At 62.6% G+C, this 12,937-nt stretch carries 13 protein-coding genes; 5 read left to right on the forward strand and 8 right to left on the reverse strand.

The features are described 5' to 3' along the window. Window positions 1-135: 135 nt before the first annotated feature. The 5 genes from ACZLZQ_RS15935 (at window position 136) to ACZLZQ_RS15955 (ending at window position 6,653) form a co-directional block, all read left to right on the forward strand. Window positions 136-1,530 (forward strand): DNA-methyltransferase, encoded by a 1,395-nt coding sequence (locus tag ACZLZQ_RS15935; protein WP_472950208.1) that lies wholly within the window; start codon window positions 136-138, stop codon window positions 1,528-1,530. 2 nt (window positions 1,531-1,532) lie between these two features. Further along, on the forward strand, window positions 1,533-3,062 hold the full coding sequence (locus tag ACZLZQ_RS15940) for a DEAD/DEAH box helicase (protein ID WP_472950209.1): 1,530 nt from the start codon (window positions 1,533-1,535) through the stop codon (window positions 3,060-3,062). Next, window positions 3,059-3,337, forward strand: coding sequence for a hypothetical protein (locus tag ACZLZQ_RS15945; protein WP_472950210.1), 279 nt, complete (start codon window positions 3,059-3,061; stop codon window positions 3,335-3,337). Before ACZLZQ_RS15940 ends, ACZLZQ_RS15945 begins: the two co-directional genes overlap by 4 nt. Beyond that, the gene (locus ACZLZQ_RS15950) at window positions 3,334-3,768 is read left to right on the forward strand and encodes a hypothetical protein (protein ID WP_472950211.1); all 435 of its coding nucleotides are present in this window, start codon (window positions 3,334-3,336) and stop codon (window positions 3,766-3,768) included. The genes ACZLZQ_RS15945 and ACZLZQ_RS15950 overlap by 4 nt, the downstream gene beginning before the upstream one ends. A gap of 554 nt (window positions 3,769-4,322) precedes the next feature. After that, window positions 4,323-6,653, forward strand: coding sequence for a toprim domain-containing protein (locus ACZLZQ_RS15955; RefSeq protein ID WP_472950212.1), 2,331 nt, complete (start codon window positions 4,323-4,325; stop codon window positions 6,651-6,653). Window positions 6,654-6,667: 14 nt separating this feature from the next. Here ACZLZQ_RS15955 and ACZLZQ_RS15960 read toward each other — a convergent pair whose 3' ends face one another. The 8 genes from ACZLZQ_RS15960 to ACZLZQ_RS15995 form a co-directional block, all read right to left on the reverse strand. Next, the gene (locus tag ACZLZQ_RS15960; protein ID WP_472950213.1) at window positions 6,668-7,174 is read right to left on the reverse strand and encodes a DUF4760 domain-containing protein; all 507 of its coding nucleotides are present in this window, start codon (window positions 7,172-7,174) and stop codon (window positions 6,668-6,670) included. A 276-nt stretch (window positions 7,175-7,450) separates the two neighbouring features. Continuing rightward, window positions 7,451-7,735, reverse strand: coding sequence for an excalibur calcium-binding domain-containing protein (locus ACZLZQ_RS15965; RefSeq protein WP_472950214.1), 285 nt, complete (start codon window positions 7,733-7,735; stop codon window positions 7,451-7,453). A 13-nt stretch (window positions 7,736-7,748) separates the two neighbouring features. Then, the gene (locus tag ACZLZQ_RS15970; RefSeq protein WP_472950215.1) at window positions 7,749-8,438 is read right to left on the reverse strand and encodes a thermonuclease family protein; all 690 of its coding nucleotides are present in this window, start codon (window positions 8,436-8,438) and stop codon (window positions 7,749-7,751) included. Window positions 8,439-8,588: 150 nt separating this feature from the next. Further along, window positions 8,589-10,235: a flagellin N-terminal helical domain-containing protein gene (locus tag ACZLZQ_RS15975; protein WP_472950216.1), complete on the reverse strand. Its 1,647-nt coding sequence runs from the start codon at window positions 10,233-10,235 to the stop codon at window positions 8,589-8,591. Between the two features lie 136 nt (window positions 10,236-10,371). Next, on the reverse strand, window positions 10,372-11,322 hold the full coding sequence (locus tag ACZLZQ_RS15980; protein WP_472950217.1) for a hypothetical protein: 951 nt from the start codon (window positions 11,320-11,322) through the stop codon (window positions 10,372-10,374). A gap of 63 nt (window positions 11,323-11,385) precedes the next feature. Beyond that, window positions 11,386-11,730, reverse strand: a complete 345-nt coding sequence (locus ACZLZQ_RS15985; RefSeq protein ID WP_472950218.1) for a hypothetical protein — start codon at window positions 11,728-11,730, stop codon at window positions 11,386-11,388. Window positions 11,731-11,893: 163 nt separating this feature from the next. Beyond that, entirely contained in the window at window positions 11,894-12,148 is a 255-nt protein-coding gene (locus ACZLZQ_RS15990) for a hypothetical protein (protein WP_472950219.1), read from the reverse strand. A 193-nt stretch (window positions 12,149-12,341) separates the two neighbouring features. Next, window positions 12,342-12,902: a 5' nucleotidase, NT5C type gene (locus ACZLZQ_RS15995; protein ID WP_472950220.1), complete on the reverse strand. Its 561-nt coding sequence runs from the start codon at window positions 12,900-12,902 to the stop codon at window positions 12,342-12,344. Between the last annotated feature and the right edge of the window lie 35 nt (window positions 12,903-12,937).

The following is a 12,937-nucleotide window of genomic DNA, read 5'->3' on the forward strand; positions in this document are numbered from 1 at the left end:
TGATGGGCTCTGCGGTACGATCCCGCCGCGCTACATTCCGGCGGTCTTGAACCTTGCTGAGAGCATGGGCGTCGCCCTCGACCCGGCATCGCTTCACCCCACACGTTGACGTTTTGCAAATAAGGAGTGGATCCTATGGGTGAGCCGCGATTGTTTCTCGGCGGGCGCGTTGCGCTGCATGCCGGCGACTGCCTCGACGTGCTGCGTTTGCTGTCGGACAACAGCATCGACGCCATCAATACGGACCCGCCGTATGCGCTGACGTCAATCACTGAGCGGTTCGGTTCAGACGGTGCGGCTCCCGCGCAGTTCGGGACGGATGGCGCTTTCGCGCGGGCATCCCGCGGCTTCATGGGACGCACCTGGGACACAGGGGAGCGCGCATTCTCCGCCGAATTCTGGCGTGAATGCCTGCGCGTCCTCAAGCCTGGCGGACATCTCGTCGCGTTCTCTGGCACGCGGACCTATCACCGGATGGCGGTGGCGATCGAGGACGCGGGCTTCGACATTCGCGACCAGCTTGCCTGGGCATACGCAACAGGATTTCCGAAATCGCACAACGTCAGCAAGGCGATTGATCGCAAGGCGGGGGCTGAGCGCGAGCCTGTCGGCATCATCACTAGAGCCCCGGCGGGGAAAGACGATCCGAGCCAGAGCAAGGGCCGCAACTACCGTATGGCGGGGGAGTACGAGGCGACCCTCGCATCGACGCCAGAGGCCGTAGAATGGGAAGGCTGGCAAACCGCCCTCAAGCCTGCATGGGAGCCCATCTGCCTTGCGCGCAAGCCTGTCGAAGGGACCGTGGCCGAGAACTGCCTCAAGTGGGGAACGGGCGCTCTCAACGTCGGCGGCTGCCGCATAGGCGCCGAACAGCGCACGGCTTCCTACAGTTCGCTCAAGGCGGCCAGCAACAACCGCCTCGGCGACCCCGCAGTAAAGGAAGCCCGTCGCGGGCTGCCGCTGACCCAAGCGAACTATGTCGGCCGCTACCCTGCGAACATCTTGCATGACGGCTCGGCGGAGGTTGCCGCGTGCTTCCCCACAGTCGACGACATCTCAGCAGCGCGGTTTTTCTACTCGGCGAAGGCTGATGGCGATGACCGCCACGGCCTCAACCACCCGACGATCAAGCCTGTCGACCTCATGCGCTGGCTCGCGCGGCTGACATGCCGGAAGGGCGGCACCATCCTCGACCCGTTCGCCGGCACCGGCACGACCGCCGAGGCTGCCTATTGGGAAGGCTGCAACGCCGTCCTCGTCGAGCGCGAGGAAGAGTACCAGGCCGCAATCGCGATCCGCATGGGCCTCGTCCTCGCCGGGCCCGACGAAAAGAAGCGGGCACGGACGAAGCCTGCCGCCGCCGAAGGCCTGCCGCTTTTTGGCGGGGTCGAGGCCGAGCCGACGCCATACGCCCGCGTGCTCGGCGCCTTCGCGGACGATGCGCTAACCCCGCAGGAGCGAGGCAAGGCGGCGACTGCCCGGAAGGCGCGTGCTCGCGGCAATGACAAAACGCAATCGGACGCGGCATAGCCATGACGGTTCAGCTATACGATCATCAGAAAGCGCTGATTGGTGACGCTCGCAAGGCGCTCGCCGAGCACCGGTCCGTCCTTGTTCAGCTTCCCACCGGCGGCGGCAAAACGATCGTCGCCAGCTTCATGGCCGGCAGCGCAGCGAAGCGCGGCAAGACCGTCACCTTCGCCTGCCATCGCAAGGAACTCATCCTGCAGACGGCGAAGACCTTCGACAAGGTCGGCATTCCCTACGGCATCATCGCCGCCGGCATCACCGGGGATCGCCGGCAGCCGGTCCAGATCGCCGGCATTCCGACCCTCAACAGCCGGTTCGATCAATACAAGGCGCCGGACCTCTATGTTGTCGACGAGGCGCACCACGCCGGCGCGAAGACCTGGGCTGAGGTCATTGACGCCTACAAGGCGCAAGGCAGCTTCGTCGTTGGCCTGTCCGCCACCCCGGAGCGCCTCGACGGCACGGGGCTCGGAAGGTGGTTCAATGCGATGGTGAAAGGGCCGACGACCGCCTGGCTCATCGAGAATGGCTTCCTCTCGCCTTACCGGCTGTTTGCGCCATCCTCGCCCGACCTGACTGGCGTCAAGCGCATCGGCGGCGACTTGAACAGGAAGGAGCTGGAAGAGCGCGTCGGCACCACTGCTGTCACCGGCAACGCGGTCGAGCACTACCGCAAGCTGGCGCACGGCAAGCGGGCGATGGTGTTCTGTGTCTCCATCAAGCACAGCCTCGCGGTGGTCGAGCAGTTTCAGGCGGCCGGCTACAAGGCCGCCCACATCGACGGCGATAGCCCGGACCGCGACAAGCTCATCGCCGACTTCACCGCGGGGCGCATCGAAGTCCTGTCGTCGGTGGATCTGGTTTCGGAAGGCTTCGACCTTCCGGCGATCGAGGTGGCTATCCTGCTGAGGCCGACCGACTCGCTTGCGCTCTTCATCCAGCAGGTTGGCCGCGCGCTCCGCGTCGCGCCAGGCAAGAGCGAAGCCATCATCCTCGACCATGCCGGCAACAGCCGCGCGAAAGAGGAAGGCGGTCGAGGCCATGGCCTCCCGTGCCAGGAGCGGAACTGGACACTCAGCGGACGAGAGAAGCGGAGCCGCGGAGGCAGTTCCGATGAGCCATCGTCGCCGGCTCGCCAGTGCCCGACCTGCTACCGCGTCCATCCACCGGCGCCAGTCTGCCCGAACTGCGGCCACGATTACCCGGCCCTCGGCCGCACCGTGAAGGAACTCGCCGGCGAGCTGGCCGAAGTCGAGATCGCCGCCGCCCGCACCGCTGTCCGCCAAGACCAAGGACGAGCCCGCTCGCTGGCGGACCTTGTCCAACAGGGCAGGGCGCGCGGCATCGCCAACCCGACCAAGTGGGCCGAGCACGTCCTCAAGGGTCGAGAGGAAAAGCGCGAGAACGAAAACGCGCAGTCGCTCGAAGACCTCATCCGCATCGGCACGCTTCGCGGCCGGAAGAACCCCGCTGCCTGGGCTCAAAAGGTCTGGGATGCCCGAACCGAAACCACGCAAAGGCGCTACGCATGACCCGAAGCTATTTCGACCACGTCTCCACAGGTGAACTGGACGCCGGCACGGCGCTGACGATGAAGCTCGCGCGCGACGCCGGGCGTGAGGCCGGCCGGCATGTGCTTGCGACCGCACAGGAGCGCGCCGACAGCGCGGCATTCGGGCTGCTGGACTATCTCGCGGCGGCGCTGGTGAGGATGTACGGGCCGACCGATACGGCGGCGGTGTTTCGGCACTATTCGGAGGTCGTCGGCCGCCAGGCGGACCCGCGCCCGGCGAACGCCGCAGAATGAGCGGCACTGCCCTCATGAACCGCTGCCTGATGGCGCTCTCACGCGCCGGGGCGTCGGTGTTCCGCAACAACACCGGGCAGGGATGGGCCGGCAAATCGTTCGGCCTCACCGCCGGCGAAGTCTACCGCGCCCGAGGCGGCGAGCGTATCGTCATGGACGCCCGGCCACTCAAGGCAGGTCTTACGACCGGCTCGTCCGACATCATCGGCTTCCTCACCGTCGAGGTCACGCCGGAGATGGTCGGGACGAAGGTCGCCATGTTCGTCGCCGTCGAGGTGAAGGACGGCACCGGGCGCGCATCGGCCGACCAGTTAAACTTCGTCCGGCATGTCGAGGCCGGCGGCGGCTGCGGTGCCGTCGTGCGGTCGGAAAAGGAAGCCGTCGAGGCGATCGACGCAGCAATGATATTCCGAGGACGTGCATGTCGATGACGAAAAGCGACGGGGACATTGTCGCCGAATTCATGGATGCGATGCGGTCCATCGGCATCCGCATGGACCCTTCTGGCGGTCACCCCATCACAGACGGCGTGCTTCACCGCGCAAATTCGCTCGACCCAAAGCGGAAGGGCAAGAAGGACATCTATTACGTCCTGCACCTCGACCACCCGGCGTCCGGCCACTTCGGCGACTTCAAGCTGGGTGTCGAGGATACATGGTCGGCGAAACGCCCGACCGCGATGACGGCGGCCGAGAAGTCCATCTTTCGTGAGCGCGTCGAGCGGGAGAGGGCCGCCCGCGCCGAGGACATGCGCATCGGCAACGAGATGGCAGCCGCGGCAGCCGCTGAGCTCCTGGCGGCATCGACCAAGGCCAATCCCGAGCATCCATACCTCGCCCGCAAGGCGCTGCCGGTGTTCCCCGGCCTTCGGCAATTGAAGGAAGCCGTCCGCTATACCGTCCACGACCCGGACAAGCCGAACCGCACGGCCCGCGCCGGGACACTCATTGTCCCGATGTACTCGCCGACCGGCGCCATCGTAGGCGTGCAGACGATCGACGACGCCGGTAAGAAGCTGTTCCTGAAGGGCACGCCGAAGGCCGGCAACTATCACAGCATCGGCAAAGCGCCTGAGGCCGGCGGCCGGGTCATCATTGCCGAGGGTTACGCCACCGGCGCGCGGATCCACAGCGCCACTGGCGCCCTCGTCATCGTCGCCTTCGACTCGGGCAACCTCAAAGCCGTGGCCATAGCCATCCGCGCGAAGTACCCCGCCGCTGAGATCATCATCGCCGCCGACAACGACCGCTTCACGAAGACGCCCGTCGACAATCCTGGCCTCACCATGGCGCGCGAGGCGGCAAAGGAAATCGGCGTGCTCGTCGCCGTGCCTCACTTCGACGACGCCAGCATCGAGGCAGGTGGCGCGGCGCCGCGCGACTTCTCCGACTTCGATGACCTGTTCCGCCTGGCCGGGCTCGAGCCCGTCCGCGCGGCGCTGGCTGCTGCAGCCGCGCCGAACTTCGTCAGCTTCGAAGCGGAGAAGGCAAAACGTGCGGCATCGTCTGACGAGCCGCCGCAAGCCGAGCCAGACGATTACAATCCCGACGACCGCGACTATGGGCCTGCTGGCGGCGAGGATGATACCCCGCACCCGCTAGCGAACTTCGGCGACCCACACTTCCGTTGCCTCGGCATCGGCAAGACCACTTGCTACTATCAGCCGTCCGACGTGTCCGAGGTCATCGAGCTATCGGCCTCATCGCATAAGGCCGAGAACATGATGATCCTCGCGCCGTTGTTGTGGTGGGAGATCGAGTTTCCAGGCAAGGGCAAAGAGGGCGGCGTCGACTGGAAAGCCGCCGTCAACGCATGCATCCGGTCATGCAAGAGTCGCGGCAAGTTCGTGTCGCACAACCGCATTCGAGGCCGCGGCGCGTGGTTCGAAGGCGAGGACGCCGTGTTTCATGCCGGCGACCAGCTCGTCATCAACAACGAGCCGCGCCGGATCTCGCACCACCATAGCCGCCACGTCTACGATGCCGGCGAGCCGCTCGATGTCGACATGGACCGCCCAGCGACGCAGGAGGTCGCCCGCGAGTTCCTGTCCATCTGCAAGTCGCTGCGCTGGTCGGCGCCGCTGTCCGGATACCTCCTTGCGGGCTTCTGCGTCATGGCGCCGGTGTGCGGCTTCCTCACCTGGCGACCTCACATCTGGATCAACGGACCTGCCGGTGCCGGCAAGTCGACGGTAATGGACAAGATCGTCAAGCGCGGCCTCGGAACGTCGGCCATCAGCATCGTCGGCAACACGACCGAAGCTGGTATCCGCGGCGCGCTCGGCATGGATGCGCTGCCCGTCATCTTCGACGAGGCCGAACCGCGTGACATGCACAGTCAGGCGCGCATCCGGGCCATTCTCGACCTTGCTCGCGTTGCCGCGTCCGAGTCCGATGGCGTCATCATGAAGGGCACGTCCAGCCAAGGCACGAAGGGCTATCGAGCGCGGTCCATGTTCGTGTTCGCGTCGATCAACACACAGATCGAGGGCTATGCCGACGAGACCCGCTATACCCAGCTCACCCTTGCCAAACCCGACGCCGACACCCCGGAACAGGAGCGCGCGAACAAGGAGCACTATGCAACCTTGGTCTCTCGGATGATGACGACGATCGACGTGAACTTCGCGCGCCGCATGCTCGCTCGGACCATCCACCACCTGCCGACGCTTCGGCACAACGTCGCCATCTTCACCGAGGCAGCAGCGATGCACCTCGGCGTGCAGCGGCTTGGCGACCAGCTCGGGCCTTTGCTGGCCGGCGCATACCTACTGAACAGCGAGCGCAAGGCTACCCTTGCAGAGGCGCTCAAGTGGATATCGGCAAACGATTGGGCCGACCACAGCGCCAAGAACGCGGTCAAGGATCAGGACCGGTTCGTGCAGCACCTCTCCGGCCATCTGGTGAAGAACATGACCCCAGAGGGCGGCACATGGGAGCGGACGGTCGGCGAGCTACTCGAACTCAGCACCCATCCGCAGAGGGTGCTGATGGTCGACGATTACGGCCACGACACCTACGTCGATAACAAGGCTCGCAAGTCAGCCATCGCCGCGCTCGTTCGTCTTGGGATCAAGGTGCAGGAGCGAACCGGAGAAACGGTGGTCTACGTCTCGACGTCGGCCGAGGCACTCAAGAGCCGTGTCTTCAAGGGGACGGAATGGGCCGGGACGAACCTGCGGACCATCCTGAAGAACATCGACGGCGCCGTCGCCCACAAGGGCAACCACTACTTCATGGCGGGCGTGAATACGCCTTTTGTTGAGTTGCCGATTGAAGCGCTGATAGGGGAGAGGTCGCCTGGGGATGATATTTAGATAAGCGGAAGCTGCTATTTCCGCCACCGCTCGTAAATTGCACCGTACTCTTTGTAGCCGTTAGGATTTACAGCTTTGACACCGTCTATGAACGGCTTGATCGCCTCGTAGTCTCTAACGAATGTCGACTCGAAATAGCGGCGATAAATCGTCTCATCAAGTACGCCGACCGAAATTCCGAGCGAAATTATCTCATAGTTATTGAGAATTGACCTTACGGTTCCTGCCTCTTTCGTTTTGGCATTAGCCTTGTCTGCCAGGTCGCGCAGTTCGGTCGCGTTCTTGGAGTCGCGAAGGCTTATGAATTCTTGACGAGCCTCGATGTAATCCGAGTCCCATAACTGGCTCACGATGGTGTTAAATGTCAGGGTTTGACGAGAAATTCGGCGCTGCCAGAAAGCTCCAATCGCAGCGGCTGAAATTATCACGGCGGCGGACAGTAAAATGGCCCAGGTCGGTTGACCTGAGCCACTTGCCGCCACCTGAGCTGCTACGTCAGCAGCCGAGGGGTCTGGCGTCATTCTTAGCCGCCATCGCCTTCACGGCGGACCGGCGTGTTGAGAAGTGTCATCTGAAATTCCCTCCGTCTGTGCCAGTTTGTAGCCCACACCGGCGATAGTGGGGATAGGCAGAAAGTGTACAATCACCGCTCCGATTGCAAGACACGTTACGCGTCGACCGGCTTACAACGGCTTAATGATAGATCGCCAGTCATCTCCGGAGCTGACCCCCATTAATGACGACGGTTGCGGAGTTCTTTTGTTCCGCAAGCAGCTTAGCACCAAGCTGGGTTTTAGCTAGCAGCCGATCTGCGCTTTAATATCGTCGACCTGAGCCTTGCTGCTGCAGACGTTCTCGCACGGGATGCCATCCTTGTCCGCGTCCGCCCGGCTATAGCCGCTGCACCACAGCCGCACCGCGTCTTCGCAGGTGTCCATCGCCTTGCAGCTCCGCGCCGCAGCCATCCGCGTCAAACCCTCAAGCCGCTCGCGTCCGGACTGCGCATTTCCCACAGCGCGCACGTCGGCCGCTGCCGGTAAGGCCGCCAGACTGGCCGCCGCTACCATCAGTATCCTCAACATCTTGGTCCTCCCATTATCCGCGGACAGCCCGCCACCCTGCCGCGACAGCCTCGACCTCACTGCAAAACCACCGCTCTCCGGCGGATTGATCGATCTTTGTTTTTGGGTAAGCGCGTGAGCCAGGGAGATGGTAAATCCGGCCGTTGCCGCTGATGTTGCCCTTGATCTGACAGTTGCCGGGGCCGGCCGGCATCTTCGCCTCGGTTGCCAAGCGTTCGCCCTTGCGCCACTTGGCGGGCTCGACGAACGTCCCCTGCCACAACCCGACCTTGGCGGCGCGCGCCTCGCGCTCTTCGTCGCTATACCGACCGTCGCTATAGGCCTTGTACTCGACAGCCCATCCAGAGCGCACCAGCTCGGCATTGACGACGACGTCGCCATGGCGGCACTCGGCGACGATGCGGCCATAACGGTCGCCATCAATCTCAGTGCAGGCCAGCCGACCGTTTCTGCCGATGAGGTTCGAAAGGAAGTCCGCCGCGCGGGAGCCGCACAAGTAGCGATTGCCGGCGGCGTCGTCGCATGTCTGCTGGCCCTCAGGCGTGTCGACGCCGTACAGCCGGATGCGCTGCTTTGTACCCTCAACGGCTACCGTGTCGCCATCGACGATCGTGGCGCGACCCTCGATTGCAGAAACAGCAACGGCGCTGCCAGACAGCGCCGCCGAAAAGATGAGGATGCATGTTGTAAGTTTTGCGATCATAGGTAGCATCTGCTCAGAAGCTCTGTGATCCGTCCATGCTACTTCAGGCTGCGTACGATTCTGAACTAACTTAGGCTGGGCACAGCCATACAAACAAAAGCCCCGGCTACTCGCGTAGCCGGGGCTCAGATTTAGTGCCTTCCGTTTTTATTAGCTGCGGAAGAGCGCCAGAATGTTCTGGGTCGAGGAGTTCGCGATTGACAGCGCCTGGATGCCCAGCTGCTGCTTGGTCTGCAAAGCCTGCAGCTTCGTCGACTCTTCCGACAGGTCGGCGTCGATGAGACCGGAAACGCCCTTGTCGATGGTGTCGATAAGGGTGTCAACGAAGGTATTCTGCAGCTCGACGCGCGCCGAGACGGCACCGAGGGTCGATGCGGCCGTGGTAACGGCCGAGGCGGCGTTGCTAACGACGTTCAAGTACTTGGCGAGATCGACTTTGCTAGCGTTGGTGACATCGAGGTTCAGGATGCTGGTGCCCTTGTTCGGGGTCACCGAGCTGATGCGGATATCCGAATTCGCACCCAGAACAGTGCTGGTGAGACGGATGTTGCTACCGGCGACGTCAGCCGTCAGCGTGGTGAAGCCTGCGCCCTGAATGGCCGAATTCAGAACCGAAGCGTACTGCGAAGCGGTCGTGATGCGGCCGGCGGAGGCGGTGCCGAGAGCGGTCGTGATGGTGTCGCGATCGATCGTGATGGTCTTGGACGCGGCACCGTTCAGCTCGAGCTGGAAAGTGATCGAGTCGTTGTTGTCGAGTACGATCGGCGTCGTGCCGAAAGTGCCCGCCATGGTCGTGGTCGCGGCAGTCGCAGTGCCAACGACGCCGGTGTTCGTTGCGACGCCGGTCAGGGTCGAAGCAGTCGTCGCGCCGGTGCCGGTGAAGGTCGCAGCCGTAACGTTGACGATCGAAGTTGCACCGGTCGTGGCGCTCTTGATCGTCAGGACACCGCCGACATCGCTCGCCGTGCCGGCAGAGCCGAGACGCTGATTGATCTCGTTGGCGAGTTCGCCGATCGTGTCAAACTTGTTGGAGTCCGTGATCGTGAACGCGAAGTTCGAGCTGTCGACGGTGATCGCCAGCGCCAGTGTTTCAGCCGTTTTGTCGAAACCGGCGCCCGTGCCCGCGGTGTAGGCAAACGCCGCGGCCTGGGTCGACGTGCCGTTCGTGGCAGTGCCGGAAACCTTCGTCGCCATGGAGGCTAGGCCGCCGACGAGCGAGTTGCCGACCTTGCCAGCGTCAAGGATGCCCTCGGCGTTGGCCGAGCCGTCGATCAGCGCGAACGACTTGGTGTCAATGTCGATGGTGCCGATGGAGAAGTTGCCGGCGAGGTCGCGGCTGATCGAGGACACGACGGTCTTCTGCGCGGTGTAGCCAGACACACCGGAGTTGACCGACAGCCAGTTCTCGCCGGAGAAGCTCGACGAGGTCGCAATCGACTTCAGCTGGTTCTGCAGCTCAGTGATTTCCGACTGGATGGCAACGCGGTCGACGCCGTCCTGGGTAGCAGCGGTCAGCTTCGACTTGATTTCGTTGACGACTTCGAGGGTCTTGTTGAGGCCCTGGTAGGCGACGTCGACGGTGGCGCCGCCGAGGTTAAGGGCGTCCTTGATGGTCGAAAGCGACTTGTTGTCGGACTTCAGGGTGGTCGAGATCGACCAGTAGGCAGCGTTGTCCTTGGCTTCGCCGATCTTCAGGCCAGTGGCGACGCGGTTCTGCGACGTCTCGAGGGCGCTGTTGGTCTGCTGCAGGGTACGGAGAGCAGTGTTTGCTGCAACGTTATAGTTGATCGAGGTCATTGTTCAGTCCCAAAATTTAAGAAAACGGGACATTGCGGCCCATGCCGCGGATCAGCAGACGGTATCATATCCTTGGGTTCCGGTAGGGAAGCCACTGCTGATAGGCACAAAATGCACGACGAGAATGAATAGTTTGCTAACGCCAATTTTTTTGCGTGAGTTGGGCGACCCGTTCGGACCAACCATCGAGAAGCGCTATCTGCACGCCATCTGGGGGCGTCCCGAGGGCGCCGGTCGAAACGATTTTGACGAGCGATCGCAGCTCATCTCCACCAAGCGCCCTAAGGTTGTCTATCGCAGTCAATCGCAAGTCGTGGGGGGTAGCTTTCTTGCCGACAAGACGCTGCACAGCGTCGAAGGTTGACGAGTAGCTTAGAGGACGGTCTGGGCTGCGCTGAGGGCCAGCAGATGCAAGGACGTAGTCGGCCGGCTGATCGCGATGGATGAGATCGCCAAGTTCTTGAGCTTGAGCTATGAGGTCCAGCGCCAGCGCGGAAAGATGAACGTAGCGAGGCGGGCTTCCGGTGACCCAGAGTTTGTTGGTAACGTCGACCTCGCTCCGGAGCATGCCGATTAAGCTGCCAAGTGGTTGGAGGGTGACCCCGCTTAGCATTACCGCGAGACACGCTCCACGGTCAGCAGTCGCGGCGCCGCTCGCGGCATAGGAAAGCGTCTCCCACGTGCTTTTTAGGACAGCATCGCTCAGGGCTGAAGGCTCTTTGCCAGTGCTAGGAGCCAGAAGGCGTTTAGTGCGAACGCTTTGGATGATCCCTTGCCGGACGGCAAACTTGTCTACGTTGCTGAAGATCGTTCGCAGCCAACTCGCGGCCTTTTCGGCGCCTAAGGCTGCGGTGTCGTCGATGGCTACCTGCATATCGACCCCTGAAAGAGAGGCGAAACGACTCTCCAGATATGATTCACCAACGTATTGCTGAACCATGTTGCGCTGAGTCTTGAGGTCGGACTTGTCCTCTGGCTCGCCGCTATCCCGGTGCCCGCCTTTTTCAGCCTGGACGAAGTACCAGTTTATGATCTGGCTGACCCTAGCATCATCATTCTGCATTCTGCTGCTGGCGCCTTGCTGCATTGCTCGAAAATCCAACCTCGCATGCCAATCTAGTTCGAGGCTATCCGGTTCAAGTTGGTTCCATCATGGCGCACCGGCGGGGAGGCGCCCGGCGATCCTGGCGTTGATGACTGCGGCGCTTTCATGCCGCAGCAAGGCAGCGAACAAAATCGCATTCTCCCGGCGGACAGTATCGTATTCCGATTCCGGGCGCATACCCTGCACATTGGTTGCCGCCGCGAAGACATCCTGCATCGACCGTGCCAACCGTCGCGCCTCTCCAGCTTCGAAGCCATCGGGTGCTCGATTGTAGTCGCTCTCGGCGACGCCCATGGAGAACCTGCTGAACTGATAGGTGGAATAGGCGTTCGCGAAGGTGCTCGATGGCACCGAGATTGGCACGACAACAGCGCACATCGATATAGGCATTCTGTCCTCCTATTGCGGATCATGATCCTAAGAGAAGCATCTTTTTTGATGGAGCGCTAGGGAAAGGCCAGCGAGGATGTTCTTATTTTGTTCTCTTTACCCACCACGGCTTTGGCGTCATGCGGGGTGGATAGTTCATTATCCACAGGTTGTCCCCATCACCCTATGCCCGTCGCCGTCTGCTTGCGGCTGCGTTGCGGATATGAGCGCGAACATCTTCAATTGTCAGCGGAATTCTGCCGGCCGTCGTTTCCAGAAAGCCGACGCCATCCTCATAGGACGCGGAGACCAGCGTCGTGCCCTTCTGCCCCGCCTGGCGCCACTCGATGTTCACTGCATCGACCAGCGACTGGATGAACTTCGTCTCGGTGGGATAGGCCGACGTGAAGCGATCAGCAATCAGGACGCGCGAGAGCATTGACGTGCCTGCCGCCGAGCGGCTTCGTCTCGTATGAGCATGTCGTCGACCGCGATGACCATGGCCTCGGCATGCGACAGGCCGGCGCGGCGGTTGCGCCAGAAGCACGCCGCAGCGATCTCGTCGAGGGCGTCGAAGCCTGCTTGCTGGCGGGCTGTGAAGCGGGGGACGTGAGCGGTGAGGGGGTGGCGGGTCACTCGACGGCACAGTCGCCGAAGCCGATCGCCGTGCGCAGCCGGGCTGAGGTCTCGGCGAAGGTCTTATGCAGGATCGCAACGCCACCCTCAGCCGTCCAGGCATCGGTGTTCCGCGCGAAGTCGTCGATGAGAATGTCGCCTGGCGCATGCATGAACAGCGGCTTGCTCTTGCCGCCCATGACGGGAAGGATGACGACGTCCTTCGAAAGGTGCTCGCGGACCCATGCGCGCTTCTGGCGGGCGACGTGGGCATATGCCGATTTCGGGCAGGCCGTCAGAATGATCGGGTCGAGGTGCTCGATGGTGCGGAAGAACGCGACCGCACCGGGGCAGGGCGGCATATCGCGGAAGTAGGACGGGTGAGCGTTGATCGTCGCCCACAAAGCGTCGTCCGCCATGCCGCGATGGTCGATACCGAACGTCGCCGGGAAATGCGCATCGAAGTCGGCCATGACGCCGTCGAGGTCGAGATACAGGCGCGGCGAGGTGATGATTGCCGGCGAGCCGTTCATCTGCGCCGAGGCAGGATCATACGTGCCGATTGGAACAGTCGTCATCAGATTATCCCCTGCATAACGGCGGCCATGACGCC

The sequence above is a fragment of the Mesocryomonas lacus genome (genome assembly GCF_055730105.2).

Excerpts from the sequence above, each read along its gene's own strand:
- ACZLZQ_RS15935 (WP_472950208.1), top strand. The coding sequence starts at position 136 with ATGGGTGAGCCGCGATTGTTTCTCGGCGGGCGCGTTGCGCTGCATGCC.
- ACZLZQ_RS15940 (WP_472950209.1), top strand. The coding sequence starts at position 1,533 with ATGACGGTTCAGCTATACGATCATCAGAAAGCGCTGATTGGTGACGCT.
- ACZLZQ_RS15945 (WP_472950210.1), top strand. The coding sequence starts at position 3,059 with ATGACCCGAAGCTATTTCGACCACGTCTCCACAGGTGAACTGGACGCC.
- ACZLZQ_RS15950 (WP_472950211.1), top strand. The coding sequence starts at position 3,334 with ATGAGCGGCACTGCCCTCATGAACCGCTGCCTGATGGCGCTCTCACGC.
- ACZLZQ_RS15960 (WP_472950213.1), bottom strand. The coding sequence starts at position 7,174 with ATGACGCCAGACCCCTCGGCTGCTGACGTAGCAGCTCAGGTGGCGGCA.
- ACZLZQ_RS15965 (WP_472950214.1), bottom strand. The coding sequence starts at position 7,735 with ATGTTGAGGATACTGATGGTAGCGGCGGCCAGTCTGGCGGCCTTACCG.
- ACZLZQ_RS15970 (WP_472950215.1), bottom strand. The coding sequence starts at position 8,438 with ATGATCGCAAAACTTACAACATGCATCCTCATCTTTTCGGCGGCGCTG.
- ACZLZQ_RS15975 (WP_472950216.1), bottom strand. The coding sequence starts at position 10,235 with ATGACCTCGATCAACTATAACGTTGCAGCAAACACTGCTCTCCGTACC.
- ACZLZQ_RS15980 (WP_472950217.1), bottom strand. The coding sequence starts at position 11,322 with ATGCAGCAAGGCGCCAGCAGCAGAATGCAGAATGATGATGCTAGGGTC.
- ACZLZQ_RS15985 (WP_472950218.1), bottom strand. The coding sequence starts at position 11,730 with ATGCCTATATCGATGTGCGCTGTTGTCGTGCCAATCTCGGTGCCATCG.
- ACZLZQ_RS15990 (WP_472950219.1), bottom strand. The coding sequence starts at position 12,148 with ATGCTCTCGCGCGTCCTGATTGCTGATCGCTTCACGTCGGCCTATCCC.
- ACZLZQ_RS15995 (WP_472950220.1), bottom strand. The coding sequence starts at position 12,902 with ATGACGACTGTTCCAATCGGCACGTATGATCCTGCCTCGGCGCAGATG.